This is a genomic window from Mechercharimyces sp. CAU 1602 (assembly GCF_024753565.1).
Classification (GTDB): Bacteria; Bacillota; Bacilli; order Thermoactinomycetales; family JANTPT01; genus Mechercharimyces.
In genome coordinates this window covers 255,881-278,209 of sequence record NZ_JANTPT010000002.1, presented here as the reverse complement: position 1 = coordinate 278,209, position 22,329 = coordinate 255,881, and the positions used below count along the sequence as shown (strand labels likewise).

Sequence of the window (22,329 nt, the reverse complement as noted above, 5' to 3'; positions counted from 1 at the left end):
AATGAACTCCTTGATCAGAATGAATAAACGCCCCTTCTGCCATTTTCACTTTTTTATTCTCTTTTAGTTTTGTCAGAGTAACCGTTGCGATATCTAATGTGATGCGATCAGAAACATGATAGGTTAGAATCTCAGAAGATACTTTTGTTCAACTAGCGATTTTAACGACTTCGTTTCGCCCTCCTTTCCATCATTTTCATCTTTTTTAGCAATTCATTTTCTGCCTTTAATAAGGTGTTTTGAGCTTCTAACCTCGCATATTTTTCTTCGAGAGAAAGACTTCTCGTACGTGCTCTTCCAGAATGATTTTTTCTCCCATCCTGTAAGCCCAATACCCCCTTTTTCTTATAAGCACCAAGCCATCTCTTGGCGCACGATTCTACCCTTTGGATTCCGACCAGATGGATATCGAAGCCACACTGTGTAAAGATTTCTCTAGGTAATTTCCCTTTCCCATATTCCCCGATAAAGAGTTGCTTAAATTCTTCCGTATAGGTAATCGCCTTCAAACTGATAGATTGTACATAGGGGTTTTTTAGTAAAATTCGTTGTTCCTTCTCAGAGAATAGTTTCTTATTCATTTGATAATCTCCAGTCTTCGTTTTCTCTTTATTGTACAGAAAAGCACCCCATAGGATAGACTTTTTTTGGTGTCTACTCTATAGGGTACACTTTACATACACTTTCAAGCTTTTTTTGTTCTCCTTTGAACCTCATACTGTTCAGTAGTGAGAGAAGTCGTTTCCCTTACCTCCATAGATCGACAATCTTTTTGGACTGCTCGGCTTGCTCTCGTGCATTTTCTTTTGTCTAGCTTTTGTGGTCTTTATAATATTTGCTGGCTCCAGTGCCTGTATTTCTATAACTAGTTGATTTGTGATCTGTGTTTTGGGCGACCAAACGTTTCCTTACTTCATCGGCACAACAGCCTACCAGGAGCTTGTGTACGGATGACCCTGTATCTGAACATGCATAGGATATATAGCTGTATATGAAGAAGGAGAATGGTGAGAAGTCGTTTGCAATCACAACAGCTTTTCTATGCTGTGAAGGTGAACGATAAGAACGATTGGGGATGTATACGAGCATGAAATCCTTGTTAAAGAGTAGTTTGTTTGTGTTTCTTTTATCGGGGCAAGCATTATCCGGTTTGGGTGGAACCTTTAGTACCTTTATTCAGTCTTGGCTTCTCTATGAATTGACAGGGTCTAAGATAGCGATGGGTAGTTTGTGGCTTTACTTTATGCTCCCTGGCATCATCATTCAGATATTTTCAGGTCCTTATTTAGATCGCTGGGATTTACGAAAAGTGATGATCGCATGTCAATGGATTCGGGCAGGTGCATTTCTGGTGCCTGCTACCATGCTTTATATGGGGGAGTTACATAGTATTCACTTGTATATGGCAGCAATCGTTTCGGGCATGATGGAACCCTTGTTTCGTCCAGCAAGCATGTCATATGTTAGTAGGGTGGTAGCGAAAGAGCAATTAGTAAAAGCGAACTCTCTGTTAGAGGGAGTGACCAATTTTACAATGTGGTTTGGTCCGGTCGTTGCTGGGTGGGCAATCATGGAGGTGGGAGCTAGTTCTCTTCTGTGGGTGTTGGTGCTACTCTTGTTTCTATCTGGCCTCGTGTTGGGAAGACTTCCTGTAGAAAAGAAGGAAGAAGCCTCTACTGGAGTGGCATCATGGGTGAAAGAAGTACGTGAAGGGACATTGTTTTTTTGTCAGTATCCCGCTTTTTTGTGGATGGGCTTGTTAATGATGTGGGTTAACTTTTGTGCGGGTGCGTTTTTACCGATGATTGTACCGTATGTAACGGAATTTTTGGGAGGAGGTCCGGTAGAGGTAGGGATTTATAGTGTTGGTTTTCCACTGGGATTTGCGTTAGGGGCACTGATTTTAGGACTGCAGAAAGGTAGTGGGCGCTTGCGTGATGCCATGATTGTTTCACTACTATTGCAAGCGGTGTTAATGGCTTGTTTGGGTTGGGTGCGCTTTTTCCCGCTTGCATTCATGATCGAAGTCTGTGTGGGATTGACGGCTGCACAGTTTGTCATCAGAAATACTACTCTGTATCAGCAATATGTCCCGGCACATTTGCGGGGACGCGTATTTACTCTGCGGATGTTGCTCTCTCGATTAGGATTTCCCGTAGGGGCAGTATTGGGCGGTGTTATGGGTGAATTGGTTGGTATTCCAGCGCTTTTTACGACCATAGGAACCTCACTTGCGTTTGCGGGAGTGATCGTTTGGATTTCGCCTATGTATCGCCAGCTTGATAAATTTGAAGAGGTAGGGTTACTAGAGCATTAAGGGATATTGATTAGGTTTGGGGTTAAATGGGGCCGAGCGAAAAATCATGAGCTTGACTCAAGGAAGCTTCTGTTAGTGCATTGACAAGGTTGAGGAGTGCCTATTTCGAGCGACTCTCTGAATGTTCTGGTTGCCATCATGTGCAGTTCACGGTATCTTTAGAGTTGAAGGCGTTTACAAGATGGATGACGAGAGAATTGGTTTACACAAACATACTGGATAGATGAAAGTACTGGAGGTGCCAATATGAAGGAAACAGTCGTTTTGGGAGGGGCACGAACCCCGTTTGGTAAATTTGGTGGTGGCTTAAAAGATAAATCCGCAGTAGAACTGGGTGGCATTGCGATTGCAGAAGCGGTTAAACGTGCTAACATAGCAAATGAAGCAGTTGAGGAAGCGATTATGGGAATGGTGTTGGCAGGAGGAGCAGGGCAGGTTCCGTCTCGTCAAGCTGCGCGCCATGGTGGATTACCATGGGATGTGCAGTCTGAAACGATAAATAAAGTGTGTGCGTCAGGTATGCGCAGTGTAACGTTATCTGATCAGATTATTCGCTCAGGTGGATCTCAGGTGATGGTAGCAGGTGGGATGGAGAGCATGAGCAATGCCCCCTATATCTTACCGCAGGCGCGTTGGGGTGAGCGCATGGGGGATGGACAGCTTATCGACTTAATGATTCATGATGGGCTACGTTGTGCATTTGAAGGTGTGCATATGGTGGTGCATGGTAGCAACGTAGCAGCAGAATACGAAGTAAGTCGAGAGGAACAAGACGAATGGGCAATTCGTAGTCACGAACGAGCGCTGGCTGCGATTGAAGCAGGAAAGTTAGCAGAAGAGATCGTCCCCGTTACCATTAAGACGCGCAAAGGGGAAGTGGTTATTGATACCGATGAATCGCCCCGCCGAGGAACGACATTGGACAAACTCTCTAACTTGAAGCCAGTATTTTTGAAAGATGGTTCGATCACAGCGGGTAATGCTCCAGGGGTAAACGATGGGGCAGCTGCTCTTGTTCTCTCTTCGGCAGAAAAGGCGTTAGAATTGGGAGTGAAGCCGATCGCTCGTATACTGGGGCATGCTGCTGTAGGTATGGAAGCGCGTTACTTCCCTATTACGCCAGCACATGCTGTACAAAAGTTGTTAAAACAACATCAGCTGAAGATGGAAGAGATCGATTTGTTTGAGGTGAACGAAGCTTTTGCTGCAGTCGCACTCGCAAATGGACGCATTGCAGGTTGGGATGCAGAAAAAGTGAATGTAAATGGTGGTGCAGTTGCACTTGGGCATCCCATCGGTGCTAGTGGAACACGGATCATTCTCACCTTGATTCATGAGTTACAACGTCGTGGAGGCGGACTTGGTATTGCTGCTATTTGTAGTGGTGCAGCACAAGGGGATGCTGTACTCGTACGTGTTGACGGTTAATGGCTACCCTCCTCTGTATCGACAGAGGAGGGTTCATACATATAAATTTAATAAGGAGGAGAAAGCATGAGCATCAGACGAATAACAGTGATTGGCGCAGGTCAGATGGGTGGTGGCATTGCCCAGGTGGGAGCGCAAGCAGGATACGAAGTGACCTTACATGATATGAATGCGAAAGCTTTGGCACAAGGGATGGAAGCGATTCACAAGCGGTTAACGCGAGCGGTGGAAAAAGGGAAGATGAATATAGAAGCGCGGGATGCAACTTTAGAGCGACTGACATCTTCTCCTGATTTAACCGAAGCAGCACAGGAAGCAGATATTGTAATTGAAGCGATTGTGGAGAATATGGAAGTGAAAACGGAGATCTTCCGCAACTTGGATGTCATCTGCCCTGCTCATACGATTTTGGCAAGTAATACATCTTCACTTCCGATTACTGAGATTGCTGCTAGTACCAAGCGGCCAGAGAGAGTGATCGGAATGCATTTTATGAACCCGGTGCCGGTAATGAAACTGGTTGAGGTGATTCGTGGACTAGCAACGACTGACGAGGTATACCATACGGTAGAGATGCTGGCAAAGCAAATGCAGAAAGAGCCTGTTGAGGTAAATGACTTTCCGGGATTTGTATCGAACCGTGTGTTGATGCCAATGATTAATGAAGCAATTTATACTGTATATGAGGGAGTTGCGACACCGGAAGCTGTCGATCAAGTGATGAAGTTGGGTATGAATCACCCGATGGGTCCGCTCACGTTGGCTGATTTTATTGGCTTGGATACTTGCCTCTATATTATGGAAACTCTATACGAAGGGTTTGGTGATTCCAAGTACCGCCCTTGTCCTCTATTACGTAAGTATGTAAAAGCAGGTTGGTTAGGGAAGAAGAGTGGGCGCGGGTTTTACGTCTACGATTAAGACTGTTTAGTGGAGGAGGGATAAGGAATCATGGAGCTTAGGTTGACGGAAGAACAGCGTATGATGCAAAAGATGGTTCGTGATTTTGCTCGTACGGAAATCACACCTTATTTGCAGGAGATGGATGAAGAAGATCAATTTCCACATGAAGTGATCAAGAAAATGGGGGATATTGGTCTGATGGGAATCCCGATTTCGGAAGAATGGGGTGGGTCAGGAGCTGACTTTTTCTCCTATATTCTTGCCATCGAAGAGATTTCCAAAGTGAGTGCTACTGTGGGAGTAATCCTATCCGTTCATACTTCGGTAGGAACATACCCCATCTTGCGCTATGGAACTGAGGATCAGAAAAAAAATTATATTCCAAAGCTAGCGCGAGGTGAGTACTTAGGGGCATTTGCGTTAACGGAACCTGGTGCAGGTTCTGATGCGAGTCACTTGCGCACGACTGCTATCCGCTCGGGTGATCATTACCTCCTCAACGGTAGCAAAGTATTTATTACGAATGCGGGTGCTGCCGATACGTATATCGTGTTTGCGGTTACAGATGCAGAACAGGGTAGTAAGGGATTGTCTGCCTTTATCGTAGAGAAAGATACGCCTGGATTAATAATAGGAAAAAAAGAAAAGAAAATGGGCCTAGGTGGTTCCAATACATGTGAGCTTATTCTTGAACAAGCACAAGTGCCTGTGGCCAATCGCCTAGGTGATGAAGGACAAGGGTATGAGATTGCTCTTTCCAACTTAGCGGGTGGTAGAATTGGAATCGGTGCACAGGCTTTGGGAATTGCACAAGGTGCTTTGGAGCATGCAACCGCGTATGCAAAGTCGCGTGTACAGTTTGGTAAGCCGATTGGCCATATTCAAGCAATCCAATTTAAATTAGCCGATATGGCGACGAGGATTGAAGCAGCAAAGTTGATTGTATACCGGGCGGCTGATCTTCGTGGGCGAGGAGACGCATGTAAACAAGAGTCGTCGATGGCCAAGATGCTTGCCTCGGATACAGCGATGGCAGTGACGACGGAGGCGATCCAAATTTTTGGCGGTTATGGTTATACGCGCGAATACCCAGTGGAGCGTCTTTTCCGCGATGCCAAAGTGACGCAAATTTATGAAGGTACCAATGAAGTCCAACGACTGGTTATTGGAACGCAACAGTTAAAATCATAGAAGGAGTTTAGAAGAGATGAACTTTCAATTATCTGAAGAACATAAGATGATGCGCAAAATGGTGCGCGACTTTGCAGAAAAAGAAGTGGCTCCGACAGCGGCGGAAAGGGATGAAAAAGAGATCTTTGATCGCTCTATCTTTGAAAAGATGGGTCCACTCGGTATTACCGGCATCCCTTGGTCGGAAGATGTGGGTGGTGTAGGCTCTGATTTTCTTAGTTATGTGATTGCGGTGGAAGAGTTATCGCGCGTCTGTGCTTCCATCGGGGTAACATTATCCGCTCATATCTCGCTCGCTAGTTGGCCGCTCTATAAATACGGCAACGAAGAGCAGAAACAGAAATTTTTGCGCCCACTTGCAGAAGGAACGAAAATGGGTGCATATGGTTTAACGGAACCAGGATCTGGTTCTGATTCTGCGGGGATGAAAACAACGGCAGTGCGTGATGGTGATGATTATATCTTAAACGGCAACAAAATTTTTATCACCAATGGGGGAGAAGCGCAAGTATATATCGTGTTTGCAGTGACGGATGCTGATAAAAAGCATAAAGGTATTACGGCTTTTATCGTGGAAGAGGGCACCCCTGGATTTTCAATGGGCAAAAAAGAGAAAAAGTTGGGGATTCGTTCTTCTCCGACATTGGAAATTATCTTTGAAGATTGTCGGATTCCAGCAGCCAATCGCTTGGGAGAAGAGGGCGAAGGCTTTAAAATTGCGATGAGCACTCTTGATGGAGGACGTAATGGCATCGCGGCACAAGCAGTAGGAATTGCACAAGGAGCGTTGGATCAAGCGACAGCGTATGCGAAAGAACGGAAGCAGTTTGGCAAGCCGATCGGGCAACTGCAAGGAATTCAGTTTAAGCTGGCTGATATGGCGACCAAAGTAGAAGCTGCACGTCTGCTTACGTATCAGGCAGCATGGTTGGAGAGCGAAGGGCTGCCGTATGGAAAAGAGTCAGCGATGGCAAAGCTGTATGCAGGAGACATTGCTATGGAAGTGACGACGGAAGCGGTACAAGTATTTGGTGGTTATGGCTATACGCGTGACTATCCAGTTGAGCGGATGATGCGGGATGCTAAGATTACGCAGATCTACGAAGGAACGAACGAGATTCAGCGCTTAGTGATTGCCCGTTACCTCTTAAAAGATTAATGAAAAGGGAGTGAAAGGGGGAAGAGAATCATCAATTTGGAGAAACAGATTCGCGCAAGGGATCCACGTAGAGTTGCGCGAGCGATCACCTGGATAGAAAATGGGGATCCACGTCGCTATCCGCTGATGGAATCCCTCTTTCCTCATACAGGTCATGCTCATCTCATCGGTCTTACTGGGGCACCAGGAGCGGGTAAAAGCTCTCTAGCTGATGCTTTGATTACGCATTTGCGCCATGCGGGGTTAACGGTAGGGGTATTAGCGGTGGATCCCACCAGCCCTTTTACGGGGGGATCCCTCTTGGGCGACCGTATCCGTATGAATCGGCATGCTTTGGATGAAGGTGTATTTATTCGCAGTATGGGAACGCGCGGTAGTTTAGGTGGATTGGCGCGTGCCACTAAAGAAGCGGCACGAGTGTTAGATGCGGCAGGCTATGATGTGATTTTAGTGGAAACTGTCGGTGTTGGGCAATCAGAGATCGATATTATGCATATGGTGGATACGGTCGCGCTTATTTTGACACCGGGAGCGGGCGATACGGTTCAAGTATTTAAAGCGGGTATTATGGAGATTGCAGATCTTTTTATCGTTAACAAAGCAGATTTGCCCGGCAAAGGCAAATTAATTGCTCAGCTAGAGGAATTGATTCATATTGCAATGAATGGGAGGGATTGGACCCCTTCCATAACCCCTGTCGTAAGTACGAGTGGGGAAGGGATGGAGTCGCTGTGGGAGCGGTTAAAACAGCATCGCCATTATCTATTTACCAGCGGTTTAGGAATGGAGCGCCGACGGGCACATTTGAAGCGAGAAGTGCAAGAGATTATGCGTAACCAGCTTCAGATAGCATTGGCGCAAAAAATAGAGACACCTCCCTTTCAGGCAGATTTGGATCAGGTACAGGAGCGCGAGATCGCCCCTCATAGAGTGGCACATAAGTGGTTACAACAATTGCTGGAGTATGAAGGTGAAAAGAGGATAGATGGGTAACTCAATTATGGATTCCTCTTCGTTTACACTCATGTTAAGAAGTAGAACTCGCATTCGTAGCGGGTTCTACTTCCCGCGAAAATGAAAGCGTTTACAAGAATAATCATTTAATATAGTTTTAATATAATCTCAGCGTATAAATGAATGAAACGGCGTGTAAGTATTTATTTTTATATGATCAATGGGATAAATCACATATACCACTCGACATAAATATTGGAGGGAATAAAAGATGAAAAAAGAGAGAGTTTCTGCTCAACATCCGATCCGGTTTCTTACTTCTTCCAGTTTGTTTGATGGACATGACGCTTCTATTAACTTGTTTCGGCGTCTCCTGCAGGCTGCAGGAGTTGAAGTGATTCATATGGGGCATAATCGCTCAGTAGATGAGGTAGTAAGTGCTGCAATTCAAGAAGATGTTCAAGGAATTGCGGTCTCTTCCTATCAAGGTGGGCATATGGAGTATTTCCGTTACATGATCGATCTGTTGCGAGAACGTGGGGCTGCACATATTCAAGTGTTTTCAGGAGGAGGGGGCGTAATTGTTCCGCACGAAGTGCGTGAATTAGAGGAGTACGGTGTAAATAAAGTATTTACACCTGAAGATGGTCGTACATTAGGCTTGGAAGGCATCGTCTCCCATATGATACGCTCCTGTGATTTTGCGACGGTAGCTGGGCAGGAGGAATTAGAACTGCCCCATCATCAACGTCCGCATGATGTGGCTAAATGGATTACCTTAGCTGAATATGTGGCTGAAGATCGTGTACAATGCCCACCCTTTTTTGCTGAGACGGAAGATCAAAAGAGAACGGATACTCCTGTAGTAGGAATTACAGGGACAGGGGGAGCTGGGAAAAGCTCACTCACTGATGAGCTGATCTTACGCTTTGTCGAAGATTATCCTACTAAAAAATTGGCCATTCTTTCAATCGACCCTTCTAAACAGAAGACGGGAGGTGCGTTGTTAGGCGATCGGATTCGCATGAATGCGGTTCATCATCCTCATGTGTATATGCGCAGCTTGGCGACGAGAAGACATCGCTCAGAGTTAAGTTTAGCAACACGAGATGCAATTAAGGTACTACAGGCGGCAGAGTATGATTTGATTCTGGTAGAAACGAGTGGGATTGGGCAAGGGGATGCCGATATTATTGAGATTAGTAACTTGTCTATGTATGTGATGACGGCAGAGTACGGTGCACCATCTCAATTGGAAAAAATCGAAATGTTGGATTATGCTGATATGATTGCCATTAATAAGTTTGACCGGGCGGGTTCGCTTGATGCATTACGCGATGTAAAGAAGCAATATCGACGTAATCACGAACGTTTTGAAGATCCAGACGAGGAGATTCCCGTGTATGGAACGATGGCTAGTCGTTTCCATGATGAAGGCATTAATCGGTTATATATGGCTCTATTAGCTCGGATTGAGGAGCGCTTCCAGCTGGGATGGAGCCCTGTCTTGGGAAGGTCGGAGGGACAGAGGGAACTAAGCCACATTATTCCACCAGAGCGTACTTTTTATCTTCGTGATATTTCTAATACGGTGCGCTCTTATCGACAAGAGGTGGAAGAACAAGCGCAAGTAGCACGGAGACTGTTTCAATTACAGGGGACGCAAGCAGCATTATTAGAAGATAAAGTGACAGAAGAAGTGATTAAGGCATTGCAAGAAGTGATCGCTAAGTGGGAAGCTAAGCTGAATCCACATTATAAGACGGTACTGGATGAGTGGGAAGCGGTGTGTGAACGATATCGACAAGCGGAGTATGTGGTAAAGGTGCGCGATCGGGAAATTGTCACCCCACTTTATACGGAAACGCTAGCAGGGACAAAGATTCCTAAAATTTCTCTACCGCGCTTCCAAGACTGGGGAGAGATTTTAAGATGGAATTTGTTGGAGGGGGTTCCGGGTCGCTTTCCTTATACAGCAGGTGTTTTCCCTTTAAAGCGTCAGGATGAAGATCCAAAACGTCAGTTTGCTGGTGAAGGGACGCCCACTCGTACCAATCGTCGCTTTCATTACCTGACCAAAAATGATGCAGCTAAGCGACTATCGACCGCTTTTGACAGTGTTACCCTGTATGGTGAGGATCCAGATCATCGCCCTGATATTTACGGTAAGATTGGTGAATCGGGGGTAAGTATTTGTACGTTAGAAGATATGAGGAAACTATATGACGGTTTTGATCTGTGCGAGCCGCTCACCAGTGTATCGATGACGATCAACGGACCTGCCCCCATTTTATTGGCCATGTTTTTTAACACAGCGATCGAACAACAACTACAAAAGTTTGCTGAACGAGAAGGGCGCGCTCCTACGGAAGCTGAAGAAAAAGAGATTCGAGCGTGGACACTAAAGAGCGTACGTGGAACTGTGCAAGCTGATATCTTGAAAGAAGATCAGGGGCAAAACACATGTATTTTTTCCACTGAGTTTGCGATGAAGATGATGGGCGATATTCAACAGTACTTTATTGATCATGAAGTGCGTAATTACTACTCGGTTAGTATTAGTGGCTATCACATTGCCGAAGCGGGAGCCAACCCAATCTCGCAATTAGCGTTTACCCTTTCCAATGCATTCACCTATGTGGAATATTATTTGAGTCGTGGGATGGCGATTGATCATTTTGCCCCCAACCTCTCTTTCTTCTTCAGTAACGGATTGGATGCCGAGTATACAGTGATTGGCAGGGTGGCGCGTCGTGTTTGGGCAGTGGTGATGAAGAAGTTATACGGGGGTAATGAACGCAGTCAAAAACTGAAATATCATATTCAAACTTCGGGTCGATCCCTGCATGCACAAGAGGTGCAATTTAATGATATTCGTACCACCTTACAAGCGTTGCTTGCCATCTATGATCAGTGTAACTCGCTTCATACCAATGCTTACGATGAAGCGATTACGACGCCTACGGAAGAGTCAGTACGGCGGGCAATGGCAATCCAGATGATTATTACAAAAGAATTAGGATTAGCAAAAAATGAAAATTCGCTCCAAGGTGCGTTTATTATCGAAGAACTAACTGATTTGGTAGAAGAAGCTGTTTTACAAGAGTTTGAGCGAATTAGTGATCGTGGAGGCGTGTTGGGGGCGATGGAGCGCCAGTATCAACGAGGGAAAATACAAGAAGAATCTCTCTACTATGAGACGAAAAAGCATAACGGAGAGTTACCGATCATCGGGGTAAACACCTTTATTAATCCGGAGGGAGAGGAGGAGCGTGAATTTACGTTAACGAGAGCAGATGAAGCAGAAAAAGAAGAGCAGATAACTCACTTGCAAGCTTTTCATGCTCAACATGCGGATGAGTCCCAAGCAGCGTTGGCACAGCTTAAAGAAGTTGCCCGTGCGGGAGGTAATCTCTTTGCCGAGTTAATGGAGACGGTTAAAGTGGCTAGTTTGGGGCAAATTACTCACGCTCTATATGAAGTAGGAGGGCAGTACCGGCGTAATATGTAAGAGTCTGAGTGTGTTTTTAAGCTGCAAACATAGGATAAAGGGTGTGCCAGATTTGCGAGGGGAGAGAATCCCCTCGCAAGTCTGATCCCGTGAAAACCAACTGATCTGCATTGAAGGTTTTTTGTAAAGAACCTCAACCTTTGAGCATGGACATGCCCTACATGTCATTCTCATCATGACTGGGACATCGATGCATGGGCGTTTCCAAGAATCCCACTGCTTCAGCTAAGAGTGCTTAAGGGTATGATATGCTAAAGGTAAGGAGGCTAGAGAATGAAGAAAGTGCTCAGATTTCTATTTAGCCGTATGGTGATCGTCAGTGTACTCATCACCATTCAGCTTGTCTTTCTCTTGGTTGTCATCTTCGGTTTATCGCAGTATGCTTCCTATCTATATACCACGATGGAGCTATTAAGCATTTTACTGGTGGTCGCAGTTGTGATGAGTAATGACAATCCTTCCTATAAGTTGGCTTGGACGATTGTCATCCTAATATTACCATTGTTAGGAGGGCTCTTTTATCTTATCCGTGGTAGTAATCGTATCCCGAAAAAGCATATTCGAACACTAGAGAATCATTTAAAAAAGCATGAGGATTTATTTACACTAACAACGGACATACAAGAAGAACTTTCGTCGTATTATCCTAAAGATGCTAGTATTTCACGATTTATTACTACCGCTGGAGGTTATCCGATCTGGAGTGAAACCGCTGTAGAGTACTTCCCGTTAGGTGAGAAGATGTACAAGCGCTTACTAGAGGAATTAAAGAAAGCGAAGTCATACATATTGATGGAATACTTTATAGTGGAACGAGGAGTCATGTGGGATACAATCTTAGAGGTTTTAGAACAAAAAGTAGCTGAAGGTGTAGAAGTTTACTTGATGTATGATGATCTCGGCTGTATTCAAACATTACCGCCAAAATATGATGAGGAACTTCGTCAAAAAGGAATTCATGTTGCTGTTTTTAATCCTTATCGCCCTCAGCTAAACCTTTTGGTCAATCATCGAGATCATCGCAAAATTACAGTAATCGATGGAAAGGTAGGGTTTTGTGGAGGGATAAATTTAGCGGATGAATATATTAATGTGAAAGAAAGGTTTGGTCATTGGAAAGATACAGCAGTATTACTACGTGGCAAGGCTGTTTGGAACTTATTGATTATGTACTTATCCTTGTGGAACTTTACCTCCGCGGATAAATTGGATTTAGAAAAATACTTGTCTACGTTACCATCTGCTCAACCAGATGGTTATGTACAGCCATTTGGGGATAGCCCTCGCTATCCTGTTAAGGTATCGGAGAATACGTACTTAAATATCATCAATAAGGCGACACGCTATGTTTATATTACAACACCTTATCTTATTATCGATCACAATATGAAAACTTCATTGGTGCGGGCGGCCAAGAGTGGTGTTGATGTGCGCATTATTACGCCGCATATTCCAGATAAGTGGTATGTTCATATGACGACCCAATCGTACTATGAAGAATTGGTGCGAGCAGGAGTAAAAATTTATGAGTATACCCCAGGTTTTATGCATGCCAAAATGGTGCTCACAGATGATGATTTAGCCATTGTAGGCACTGTTAATATGGATTATCGTAGTATGTATTTACACTTTGAATGTGGGGTTCTCCTATATAAAAATTCCATTATCGCCCAAATTAAAGTGGATATTGAAGATGCGATGAACGTATCGACGCTAGTCACAGTAGAAGAAGCAGGCCGTATTCCGTTCTTAAAGTGGATGGTGCGCGCTTTTCTACGCCTCTTTGCCCCTCTGATGTAAGTGAGTGTGGGAAGTGGTTGTTGCTCCTGTTCTCGTCGGTTAGGTGTTTTGTACCCGCAATTGCTTTGGTGTTCTTCGATGAGTTGTGGGCTCAACCTTCCCTCCATGGAGGGAAGGTTGAGCCCATCATGGAATATATCAGAGCTAAAAATACCCTTAACCGGTGGTGGTGTGGTTGAAAGGGAAATATTTTATTTCTACATTTTCCTGACCGGAATCTGAATCTCTGTAACGAAATTATACGGATTTTGTTCGTTTTCAGGATGTTTAATCCCATAACCCCTTGTGTAACCGATGATTTCATATTTATTTTGTTCTATCCACTCTGCAATTGCAGTCATAGCAGGCATAATGTTCTCGTAAGAGCCCGTGTATCTAATGGTGGCTGCGTATGGTATTTCTGGTAATTCTTTATAAGTAAACGGGTTCTGATCTTCAAGCAATTCTTTTACAGGGACAGCAACTTCCATTTCAACATCACACTCTTTATGTTCATCATCATAATAGATTGAATAGATTCCGCTATCTGTTGTCTGGATATTGTTTTCGGTGCAAAATAAATTTAGTCGCTCCCACAGTTCTATTTCTTTGTTATAATCAGAAATATTCTCCTTTAATGAAAACACTTTAATCAAAGGTAATTTCTTTAATTCAACTGAATATTTCATGTTATCCTCCTCCAATTCATTAAGGGCCTTCGTTAATCGTTCATGTTTGAGGTGTTCAACATCAATGTTCTTTCTAATCTGTTTTAATTTTGAATTAAGGGCAGTGTGTAAAAATACTTTATTATCATATTTATCGATAATTTCATTCATCTCATTTACAGAAAAGCCCATGTCACGAAGCTTTACAATACGATTTAACAAAGGAATTTGAAACGCACTATATAGACGATATCCTGTAAATCGGTCAATTTCTGCGGGGCAAAAAAGCCCCAATTTATCATAGTGTCTTAGCATCCGTGTAGACACCCTTGTCAGTTTTGAAAATTGACCTATTCTAAACATAAGCACTACCGCCTTTACAAATCAGTATTGTTCATTCATCCAATCGTCATTAGCATATAGTTGGTCTGACGGATCTACGAATTGTACGATCTGAATCGTAACACCATTTGGGTCGGTCACCTGAAAAAGACGTTCTCCCCAAGGGTCCTCTTGTAATTCAGCAGTAATAACTACACCTTCCTTTTTCAAACGCTTTTCTTCTGCTTCGATGTCTTCAACAACAAAGGCGATTGTAAGACCCGATATTAATTGATTGCGAATGCTTTTCGGTAGAATTTCAATACCGTGTTCTAAAAAAATTATGGGGAACGTATTTTCTTCATGAATTAGATAGGAAAATCCTTCTGCACTCCACTTCTCAGTAAAACAAAAATATTTCCTTAAAAACATGCTGGACGCTAGCACATCTTTGACCGTTACGGCAATTGCTGATGAAGTTATTTTCATCTTGCTCACTCCTTTTATGATTGAATGAATTGTAATTATTTTTTATTCTAGACCTTATCACGGTGATAAGGTCAATATGTTTTAGTGAGTTTTTTACTGTCTTTTACAATACCCCCAAATAGACAAATATAGCTCCACTCAAATCGAGAGAAGCCATAAAGGTATGATAAAGGTAATTGTTCCTGTAAGACGAATAGTGGATTCACCTTGGCAAGTAGTAAAAGATGATTATTGAGGTGGAAGGATCTCCATAGTCTGTTTGGATCCTGCACGATTTGATGAAGGAGCGTTTGCAGGGTTAGAGTTGTTTTCACCCTTGGAAGTTTTTCATCGAAACAGGAGTACGTCATCCACGCACCCGGACAGAATGGTCCAAGGTGGGTGTGTTTGCTCCTCGTGGCCAACCAGGATGAATAAATTGCTGAATCAGTATTACAAAGACGAGTCGGAAAAAGTGGAAGAGGGGTAACGTGAATGATGAATGATTTATCTCTAAACGAATCGGGATAGAGTAGAAGGAAAGTGTGATAGGTTAGCTGAATTATAATGAAAGAAGGTTTTTTAAGTTGATGATTGAGCTTGGAGGGGTTTTGCTTGCAAACATTTTTTCAGTACAATTGGATGGTTAGAAAAGAGTGGTATCAGTGGTGTGAGGAGTTAAGTAATGAAGAACTTTTACGTAGTCGAACGGGCGGAGTGGGTAGTATATTGCAAACACTCTTTCATATAGTTGATGTGGAGTGGAGTTGGATACGCCGTTTACAAGGGAAAGAAGATTTCGAGGAAAGTTTTGATGATTATATGAGTTTAAATCAAGTGAGAAGATTGGATGCTATGTTTCGAGCGGAGGTTGTGAGCTTTGTGAACGATTGGGATGTAAGTATGGAAACTAAAGTATTTTATTGTGCTCTAGCGGATGGAAAGATTGCCACAGGTACGTGGGGTGAGGTAATCCGACATATTATAGCTCACGAAATTCATCATATCGGACAATTATCGATTTGGGCGAAGGAAATAGGAAAAAAGCCGGTGTCGGCCAATCTTATTGGAAGAGGTCTTGCCTCTGATTCTTCCTCCGCTTTGCTGAATAGAAAAACAAAGATGTAGATTCATATTGCATGTTTTAATAAGTAGTATATAATATTAACCAATAATCTATGTTATGGAGGAGTGGGAATGTTAGGAAGTTCTTCGAAAGAAGTAGGCGAAATTCTTCGTCGAATTAGAAAAGAAAAAGGGTTACGCCTTGAAGATATTTCGGACGAGAATATATCCCCAGCGACAGTTTCAAATATTGAACGTGGAGTTCCACATGTACTTCCAGCGAAGATTGGATATCTGATGGACAAGCTGCAAGTGGACACAGATGACTTAAGGGTACGGATGTCAGGTGTAGAAAAGGAGTTGGGGTTTCTCGAACTTAAACTAACCTCAATTGAAGCCCTGCTTGATCAGGGAAACCATGTTGAAGCAGAAAAGAAGCTCGTAGAGTTTGATGGAGTCAGTGTGGATCATCCTTTAACTCCTCAGATCTGTTACATACGTGGTCGGCTATACGTTAAGAAAAAGCAATGGTTGAAAGCAGAAAAGGAACTGCTGAACGCTATTCGATTATCAGAACAGAATTATAATAACATTGATGTGGATGCATACAATGAACTCGGGTTAATATCCTATTATAGAAATGATTTGCAGGCAGCTATTCAATATGTTAATAACGGGTTAGAAAAATACAATCCGGATGGTAAGAGAGATCACACTTTTGATGTTCTAGTGGTCAATAAGATCTCTTATTTAGAGAAACTTAATCGGATCGGTGAGGCTTTCTTTATCTTGAATGATGTTTGGGAGCGAAAAGAAGAGATTAAAAAGCCAGAACTGTTGTTACACTTGTATCATCTGAAAGTGGTTTTACTTCGCAAAACAGGGTACTGTGTCGAAGCTTTGGAGGTGGGACTGGAGGGGATTCAGCGAGGTAGGTTAACGACCGAGTATAATCGTATTCTTCATTTATGGGACGCATTGGGTAGTGTTTACCTAAGAATGAATGATTTAAATAGCGCAGATGTCTGTTTAACTCATGCCTTGTCTCTGGAAGAGTTAATAAGTAGTAAAAATTATTTCGTATCGACATTAACCAAAAAAGGCATTTTGCATATGAAAAAGAATGAAGAAAAGATCTCTGAACAATACTTACAAAAAGCGATAGCCATCGGAAAGGAACATCATGCCGATGTTTATTTACTTGATGCATTTGCCTTTATGGGAGATCTCCAATCTTCCTTAGAAAGGCATGGTGATGCTGTTGCATTCTATCGGCAAGCGTTAAGTATTGCTGATAAGTTAGACTTCAAGCAGAAAAAACATTCTATTCTTTTCCGTATCATCCAATCTCTTCAGAAGACAGATTCGGAGGAATTGTTAACTGAGATAGAGAATATGATTGAAGTACAGAAGGAAATAAAGGAGGATCCATTGTTCAATGAAATCATTTAAATTCGTTTTTTTGGCGTTTGCTCTAACTGTGGGATTACTTTCTTTTTCCCCTTTTGAGAGCGATTTACAAGCAGATGTTAAAGAGAGTGCAGAGCCAAGTAGCACCTAACTTCAGATATACAAAAACCCCTTATCACTGGATGAGGGGTTTTTACTTTACAGTTTGACAGATAAATCTTTATCCAGGATCTTTATTTAGGAGGGAGTGTAGTGATGAGTGGACTTTTTTGAGTGTAAAGCGATATAAATGTTATACTCAGTTAGATTATATGTGAGAAGGGGTAACGCCAAGTGGAGGAACAGAGAGAGAAAAATGATGCACAAATATCAGAAAAGAAAGAAGTGGAACATGAGGAAAGGTTGGAAAAGGAAGATTTATCTTTAGAGACTGCCTCTCCATTGAATCAGTGGGATCACACTCATTCTACAAAGGAGAGGGAAGAAGAGAATAAGATGATATCCTCCTCCATCCGTCTGCACCAACCTGATTCTTCGGTGGGGGAGAAGAATGGAATTCCTGCAAAAAAGAAAAAATTTACTCCACAAAATATTGGATTAATCGGTTGCGGATCAATCCTGTTAATATTATTTGTGACTAGTATAACGATGATCATCGTTTATGCAGATGAGATGGATGCTTGGCTATCGGATGTAGAGAGTTATGATGAAAATAGCTATAGCAGTGAATATGGTGAAGAAGGCTTCAATTATAATGATCAATCTACTAAAGTGAAAATGTTAAATGAGATGGAAGTTGAAGAGATCAGCTTCGTAGAAAATTATCTCCATCAAGATGAAAAATTAGTAGCATTTTATGATGTCTGGGTTGATAAGAGCGAAGTAACGATCTTAACAGATCGACGTCTTATCTATGCAATTGATGGTCGTATATCTGAAATGAAGTTAGATAATATCGAGGAGATCGAATATCTAGAGCGGGAAGCGGCCGACGGTGGGTATATTGATCTGTTTATCATCTCTGATAAAGATAAAAAGAAGATGAAAATAGAGGTGTATCAAGGAGAGGGGGGCGACTTTTTCTATCAACTTTTACAGGAAGGAACAGGTATTGTTGGTAGTAGTGAAGGGTATGGGTTATAACAAGGCACGCTTGCTGCTGGTAAAAAAGATGAAAGTAGCCTCTTCCTAAAGGGAGAGGCTACTTTTATAATGATCAAGTGCTCAATGCTGTTTGTAGCTGTTTTTTATAGTGGAGAAAGGCCGGCTCTGTTGTAATTATTGGAGCACGTGGTCGTGGTAATTGGATATCCAAGTCATATATGATACGTGCTGGTCGTGATGAGAGGACGATAACCCGATCAGAAAGATAGATAGCCTCTTCAATACTGTGTGTGATAAAGAGGATAGCTTGTCGGTATTGCTGCCAAATGTTTAAAAGCCACGTTTGCATTTGGGAGCGTGTTAATGCATCTAATGAACCGAACGGTTCATCTAGCAGCCAAATCTCTTTTTCCATCATAGCAGTACGAAGGAGAGCGACACGTTGGCGCATTCCTCCCGACAAGCGAGCGGGGTATTCATTAGCAAAAGATTCTAATCCGAATATAGGGAGAAGCTGATAAGCTTTATCCTGTGCATCTTTCTTGGATATTCCCTGAATCTCGATCCCTATGGTAGCATTTTCAACCACTGTTCGCCAGGGAAGAAGAGCATCTTTTTGCATCATGTAACCTACATGGCCGGTTTTGCCGGTTATTTCTTGACCATTAACGTATATGGCTCCTGAGCTGGGAAGCTCTAAACCACTGATAATATTAAAGAGGGTGCTTTTTCCACACCCGCTAGGACCAATTAAAGAGACAAACTCGCCTTTGTCTACCTTGAAATCCATATCGATAAGTGTTGGTAGGGGGCCAGAGGAAGAAGCATACGTTTTGGAAACATGTTGTATCGCTAAAGTCATCTGCTTTTACTCCGGTAAAAACTGATTTGTGAAAGCTTCGTCTGAGGAAATCTGGTTTTTGATCAGCTGATTATCAACCATCCAATCTGTAAATTGAGCCCATTTTTCTTTCTCCTGCCAGCCCCACTTGGCTGCATCTGCTTGGTAGTGGCGACTCATCCATTTTTGTGAGGCTTTAATCAGCTCAGGATCTGATTCGGGTGTATATTTGACCAAGATGTCAGCCGCATCCCCTGGCTGTTCGATAGCAAATTTATATCCTTTGCTAACCGCACGCATAAATTTGGTAGCGGTTTCTTGATCGCTTTGTACTGTTTTTTCACTTGCGATGATAGCAGGTGTATAAAAGTCTAAACTGGGGTCTAAATCAGTCAGGTACATCATATTGAGCGGAATATCACGCTGTTCCGCTTCCACACCCGTCCAGCCGTAATAAATCCAAGAGAAGTCGATGTCACGCTTTGTAGCGGTAAAAAAGTCAGCTTCACCCATGTTTACAATGTTAATCTTATCTTCTACTTTTTTTGTGGGGATGCCCTTCTTTTCTAATACTGTCTTCAAAAAGGCATTTTCCATCGGAGTACCCCACCCACCGTATGTTTTACCCACAAAATCAGCGGGAGAGGTGATCTTTTTTTCCTTCGGAGAAGCAAAGCCAGACGTGTTGTGTTGCAAGATAGCTGCAATGGAGACGATCGGAATGCCTTCTGCACGTGCCTGGGTAATATACTCTTGCGAACTGATTCCAAAATCAGCTTCTCCGGCTCCAACTAGTTGTGGTGCACTTGTCTCCCCAGGAGTTTCAATCTTTACATCTAGGCCCTCTTCAGAAAAATAGCCTTTTTCAAGCGCAACATAAAGCCCAGTATGATTCGTATTGGGTACCCAATCTAACATAAGGGTTATCTCTTTGTTTCCTGTTTCCTGTTCTTTATTCCCTCCACATGCCGATGCTGTGAAGACGAGCATCAGGGTGAGAGTAAGTGTGGTCGCTTTTTTCCACCAGTGATTCATGTTTCTTCAATCCTTTCATCATCCGTTTTTATGTATGTCCAAGGGGTAAGCCAACGCTGTATAACTTGTATGAGTAAGAATAATAAGATGCTCCAGAAGGTGATAACCAGGATGGCAACAAACACCTTGTCAGCGGCAAACGAGTGTTGTGCCCGTATAAGAAAAACCCCTAACCCTTTGCTCGCTCCTAACCATTCGCCGATTACAGCCCCCAATATACTATAAGTAGCCGCGATTTTACACCCTGAAAAAAAAGAGGGAAGCGCATGGGGAAAGCGGATGTAGCGAAAAAGCTGCCACTGATTTGCACCTGCGGACTGTAAGAGTCGAATCATATCGGGGTCAGATGAGCGTAAACCATCAGCAGTGCTGATGACTACGGGAAAAAAAGTAACCATAGCTACAATTAATAGTTTTGGAAACATGCCAAATCCGAACCAAACGATAAAGAGAGGAGCAATAGCAATGATGGGTACTGTCTGTGTGCCGATTAAAAGAGGATAGAGCGCACGCCGTATCCAGGGGGAAAGTTCGATCAAGGTAGCTAATAAGAGGGCGACGATGATTCCAAGTGCAAATCCTAGTAGGGCTTCTTGCAAGGTTACCCACATGTGGTCATGGAGGAGAGTTAAGCTTGTAAAAAAAGTATCCCCTATTTTGGAGGGAGAAGGCAATAACCAAGGCTCTACATCTAAGAGACGGACAGTTGCCTCCCATATGAATAAGAATAGCAGAACGAGAGTAAGTGATGGCCATAAAGCATGACCATATCTTCTCCACCCTCTATTCATTTGAGTGCCTCCTGTTTGTACTGATACAATTTTTCTTGAAAGCTTATTCCTTGTGGAGAGTAATCCACCTTTATCATGCTGACCACGCGTTCGCTCCCAGCCGCAATGACTGCCTCTTGCGCCTCTTTTGCAATTTGCATCAGTTCGTCGAGTTCACCTTCCATTGTGGTTTCCATCGGTCCCACGATATACGGCACTCCGGATTTTGCAATGACGTCTATGGCTACATCCACCAAGCGATAAATCTCGTCTGTACTATGCCCTCGTGGCAATATTTGTACACTCACATGTGCATTGGCCATCTATATCTGCCTCCTTAAAAAAAACCAACCCGAGTAGAGGGTTGGTATGGCTACCATTTATGTTTGTCATCGTTTGCAGTCTTTTATCTTCTGAAACCGCTAAGGTATCGTTATCACAACGTAAGACTAGCATACAAATCCATGATTTTCAACTAGCAGGCATCCTTATGATAGAATGGAAAGCGGTGATGAGCATGAATGAAAATAAAAATCATGATGAGACTGGGATTGAAATATACAAGCAGGTGCAACAATGGCGTGTGGTGGCGCAGTCCACTCCTGCTGTGACGCCGCAGCTTAACTATGCATTGGAAGAAGTAATAGGTGAACAGGTAGCCCACGGGAAGGAGCCTGCTACGATTCGCTTATGGAGAGCAGAGCAAGCGGTTGTGGTAGCAAAGAAGGATATTCGCACAGAAAAAGCACAACAGGCTGCAGAGCTGTTGGGGCATGTGGGTTGGCCTGTATATGTTCGCCAAAGTGGAGGGACTGCTGTTCCTCATGGTGAAGGGACAATCAACTTATCGCTCTTTCTCCCACGACTTCCGCAGATGCGTTGGAGTATTGATTTGATTTACCGTGCGCTCGGGTTACCATTTATCCGTCTCTTTGCGGATAAGTGGGGGCTGCAAACCACCTTCGGTGCTGTTCCTGGCTCTTTTTGTGATGGGGATCACAACCTAGTCATTTCACAGCAGAAAGTAGCAGGGACGGCACAAGTGTGGAAAGGGGGGCCAGCAGGGGTGTCCACTTCTCGACCAGGGTATATCTTAGCTCACATTACGCTTCTTACTCATATTGAGCGTGACCTAGCGATGTCCACTCTAAATGCGTTTTACGAGATGTCAACAGGCGAGCGCCCTGTGAAAAGCGAAACGGTGGCACGGATGGCTGACTTCATCACAGCACCGAAGAAAGCTGAACTGGATCAGCTTCTGTGGGATGGATTGGTGGAAACATTGACGAATATGATGAATGTTGTCGACTTATCGGCTCCTCGTCAAGAGGAGTGGGAGCGCGCTCAGCATTTTATGGAGCGGACGGAGCCTTCGTACTACCGGAAGGAACGCGCGTAAAAGATA

The 22,329-nt window shown here is 43.4% G+C and carries 20 protein-coding genes; 13 read left to right on the top strand and 7 right to left on the bottom strand.

Features of this window, described 5'->3' with window-relative positions:
- Nucleotides 1-161 precede the first annotated feature (161 nt).
- A complete protein-coding gene (locus tag NXZ84_RS12445) occupies nt 162-581 on the bottom strand; it encodes an HTH domain-containing protein (RefSeq protein ID WP_309495898.1) in 420 nt (139 codons plus the stop codon).
- 506 nt (nt 582-1,087) lie between these two features.
- On the opposite strand from NXZ84_RS12445, the gene NXZ84_RS12440 reads away from it, so the two are divergent.
- From NXZ84_RS12440 to cls, 8 genes are all read left to right on the top strand, one after another.
- Complete coding sequence (locus tag NXZ84_RS12440) at nt 1,088-2,317, top strand: MFS transporter (protein WP_258840652.1); 1,230 nt, start codon at nt 1,088-1,090, stop codon at nt 2,315-2,317.
- A 246-nt stretch (nt 2,318-2,563) separates the two neighbouring features.
- Entirely contained in the window at nt 2,564-3,745 is a 1,182-nt protein-coding gene (locus NXZ84_RS12435) for an acetyl-CoA C-acetyltransferase (protein ID WP_258840651.1), read from the top strand.
- 66 nt (nt 3,746-3,811) lie between these two features.
- Nucleotides 3,812-4,666 carry a 3-hydroxybutyryl-CoA dehydrogenase gene (locus tag NXZ84_RS12430; protein ID WP_258840650.1) on the top strand — a complete coding sequence of 285 codons (855 nt, stop codon included), beginning with the start codon at nt 3,812-3,814 and terminating at the stop codon, nt 4,664-4,666.
- Nucleotides 4,667-4,696: 30 nt separating this feature from the next.
- On the top strand, nt 4,697-5,839 hold the full coding sequence (locus NXZ84_RS12425) for an acyl-CoA dehydrogenase (protein ID WP_258840649.1): 1,143 nt from the start codon (nt 4,697-4,699) through the stop codon (nt 5,837-5,839).
- 16 nt (nt 5,840-5,855) lie between these two features.
- Nucleotides 5,856-6,998, top strand: coding sequence for an acyl-CoA dehydrogenase (locus NXZ84_RS12420; RefSeq protein ID WP_258840648.1), 1,143 nt, complete (start codon nt 5,856-5,858; stop codon nt 6,996-6,998).
- Between the two features lie 36 nt (nt 6,999-7,034).
- Nucleotides 7,035-7,991: a methylmalonyl Co-A mutase-associated GTPase MeaB gene (gene meaB / locus NXZ84_RS12415; RefSeq protein WP_258840647.1), complete on the top strand. Its 957-nt coding sequence runs from the start codon at nt 7,035-7,037 to the stop codon at nt 7,989-7,991.
- Nucleotides 7,992-8,223: 232 nt separating this feature from the next.
- Complete coding sequence (icmF, locus tag NXZ84_RS12410) at nt 8,224-11,463, top strand: fused isobutyryl-CoA mutase/GTPase IcmF (RefSeq protein WP_258840646.1); 3,240 nt, start codon at nt 8,224-8,226, stop codon at nt 11,461-11,463.
- A gap of 273 nt (nt 11,464-11,736) precedes the next feature.
- Nucleotides 11,737-13,263: a cardiolipin synthase gene (gene cls / locus NXZ84_RS12405; protein WP_258840645.1), complete on the top strand. Its 1,527-nt coding sequence runs from the start codon at nt 11,737-11,739 to the stop codon at nt 13,261-13,263.
- Between the two features lie 197 nt (nt 13,264-13,460).
- On the opposite strand, the gene NXZ84_RS12400 is transcribed toward cls, so the two are convergent.
- Together NXZ84_RS12400 and NXZ84_RS12395 are read right to left on the bottom strand one after the other, a co-directional pair.
- Entirely contained in the window at nt 13,461-14,273 is an 813-nt protein-coding gene (locus tag NXZ84_RS12400; protein WP_258840644.1) for a MerR family transcriptional regulator, read from the bottom strand.
- A gap of 21 nt (nt 14,274-14,294) precedes the next feature.
- Nucleotides 14,295-14,720, bottom strand: a complete 426-nt coding sequence (locus NXZ84_RS12395; protein WP_258840643.1) for a VOC family protein — start codon at nt 14,718-14,720, stop codon at nt 14,295-14,297.
- 594 nt (nt 14,721-15,314) lie between these two features.
- Here NXZ84_RS12395 and NXZ84_RS12390 point away from each other — a divergent pair.
- From NXZ84_RS12390 to NXZ84_RS12375, 4 genes are all read left to right on the top strand, one after another.
- On the top strand, nt 15,315-15,827 hold the full coding sequence (locus tag NXZ84_RS12390) for a DinB family protein (RefSeq protein ID WP_258840642.1): 513 nt from the start codon (nt 15,315-15,317) through the stop codon (nt 15,825-15,827).
- A 69-nt stretch (nt 15,828-15,896) separates the two neighbouring features.
- A complete protein-coding gene (locus NXZ84_RS12385) occupies nt 15,897-17,216 on the top strand; it encodes a helix-turn-helix domain-containing protein (protein ID WP_258840641.1) in 1,320 nt (439 codons plus the stop codon).
- Entirely contained in the window at nt 17,203-17,325 is a 123-nt protein-coding gene (locus tag NXZ84_RS12380; RefSeq protein WP_258840640.1) for a hypothetical protein, read from the top strand. Before NXZ84_RS12385 ends, NXZ84_RS12380 begins: the two co-directional genes overlap by 14 nt.
- A gap of 182 nt (nt 17,326-17,507) precedes the next feature.
- Nucleotides 17,508-18,317: a hypothetical protein gene (locus NXZ84_RS12375; RefSeq protein WP_258840639.1), complete on the top strand. Its 810-nt coding sequence runs from the start codon at nt 17,508-17,510 to the stop codon at nt 18,315-18,317.
- Between the two features lie 73 nt (nt 18,318-18,390).
- Here the strand turns inward: NXZ84_RS12375 and NXZ84_RS12370 are convergent, their stop codons facing one another.
- Genes NXZ84_RS12370 through NXZ84_RS12355 form a run of 4 tightly spaced genes read right to left on the bottom strand, consistent with a single transcriptional unit; the run spans nt 18,391 to nt 21,247 of the window.
- Entirely contained in the window at nt 18,391-19,140 is a 750-nt protein-coding gene (locus tag NXZ84_RS12370; RefSeq protein WP_258840638.1) for an ABC transporter ATP-binding protein, read from the bottom strand.
- A gap of 6 nt (nt 19,141-19,146) precedes the next feature.
- Complete coding sequence (locus NXZ84_RS12365; protein ID WP_258840637.1) at nt 19,147-20,154, bottom strand: ABC transporter substrate-binding protein; 1,008 nt, start codon at nt 20,152-20,154, stop codon at nt 19,147-19,149.
- Entirely contained in the window at nt 20,151-20,945 is a 795-nt protein-coding gene (locus tag NXZ84_RS12360) for an ABC transporter permease (protein WP_258840636.1), read from the bottom strand. Before NXZ84_RS12360 ends, NXZ84_RS12365 begins: the two co-directional genes overlap by 4 nt.
- Nucleotides 20,942-21,247 carry a thiamine-binding protein gene (locus tag NXZ84_RS12355; protein ID WP_258840635.1) on the bottom strand — a complete coding sequence of 102 codons (306 nt, stop codon included), beginning with the start codon at nt 21,245-21,247 and terminating at the stop codon, nt 20,942-20,944. Before NXZ84_RS12355 ends, NXZ84_RS12360 begins: the two co-directional genes overlap by 4 nt.
- 59 nt (nt 21,248-21,306) lie before the next feature.
- Here NXZ84_RS12355 and NXZ84_RS12350 point away from each other — a divergent pair, with 59 nt between their 5' ends.
- A complete protein-coding gene (locus NXZ84_RS12350; protein WP_258840634.1) occupies nt 21,307-22,323 on the top strand; it encodes a lipoate--protein ligase family protein in 1,017 nt (338 codons plus the stop codon).
- Nucleotides 22,324-22,329 lie beyond the last annotated feature (6 nt).

Excerpts from the sequence above, each read along its gene's own strand:
- NXZ84_RS12445 (WP_309495898.1), bottom strand. The coding sequence starts at position 581 with ATGAATAAGAAACTATTCTCTGAGAAGGAACAACGAATTTTACTAAAA.
- NXZ84_RS12440 (WP_258840652.1), top strand. The coding sequence starts at position 1,088 with ATGAAATCCTTGTTAAAGAGTAGTTTGTTTGTGTTTCTTTTATCGGGG.
- NXZ84_RS12435 (WP_258840651.1), top strand. The coding sequence starts at position 2,564 with ATGAAGGAAACAGTCGTTTTGGGAGGGGCACGAACCCCGTTTGGTAAA.
- NXZ84_RS12430 (WP_258840650.1), top strand. The coding sequence starts at position 3,812 with ATGAGCATCAGACGAATAACAGTGATTGGCGCAGGTCAGATGGGTGGT.
- NXZ84_RS12425 (WP_258840649.1), top strand. The coding sequence starts at position 4,697 with ATGGAGCTTAGGTTGACGGAAGAACAGCGTATGATGCAAAAGATGGTT.
- NXZ84_RS12420 (WP_258840648.1), top strand. The coding sequence starts at position 5,856 with ATGAACTTTCAATTATCTGAAGAACATAAGATGATGCGCAAAATGGTG.
- icmF (WP_258840646.1), top strand. The coding sequence starts at position 8,224 with ATGAAAAAAGAGAGAGTTTCTGCTCAACATCCGATCCGGTTTCTTACT.
- cls (WP_258840645.1), top strand. The coding sequence starts at position 11,737 with ATGAAGAAAGTGCTCAGATTTCTATTTAGCCGTATGGTGATCGTCAGT.
- NXZ84_RS12400 (WP_258840644.1), bottom strand. The coding sequence starts at position 14,273 with ATGTTTAGAATAGGTCAATTTTCAAAACTGACAAGGGTGTCTACACGG.
- NXZ84_RS12395 (WP_258840643.1), bottom strand. The coding sequence starts at position 14,720 with ATGAAAATAACTTCATCAGCAATTGCCGTAACGGTCAAAGATGTGCTA.
- NXZ84_RS12385 (WP_258840641.1), top strand. The coding sequence starts at position 15,897 with ATGTTAGGAAGTTCTTCGAAAGAAGTAGGCGAAATTCTTCGTCGAATT.
- NXZ84_RS12380 (WP_258840640.1), top strand. The coding sequence starts at position 17,203 with ATGAAATCATTTAAATTCGTTTTTTTGGCGTTTGCTCTAACTGTGGGA.
- NXZ84_RS12370 (WP_258840638.1), bottom strand. The coding sequence starts at position 19,140 with ATGACTTTAGCGATACAACATGTTTCCAAAACGTATGCTTCTTCCTCT.
- NXZ84_RS12365 (WP_258840637.1), bottom strand. The coding sequence starts at position 20,154 with ATGAATCACTGGTGGAAAAAAGCGACCACACTTACTCTCACCCTGATG.
- NXZ84_RS12360 (WP_258840636.1), bottom strand. The coding sequence starts at position 20,945 with ATGAATAGAGGGTGGAGAAGATATGGTCATGCTTTATGGCCATCACTT.
- NXZ84_RS12355 (WP_258840635.1), bottom strand. The coding sequence starts at position 21,247 with ATGGCCAATGCACATGTGAGTGTACAAATATTGCCACGAGGGCATAGT.
- NXZ84_RS12350 (WP_258840634.1), top strand. The coding sequence starts at position 21,307 with ATGTTTGTCATCGTTTGCAGTCTTTTATCTTCTGAAACCGCTAAGGTA.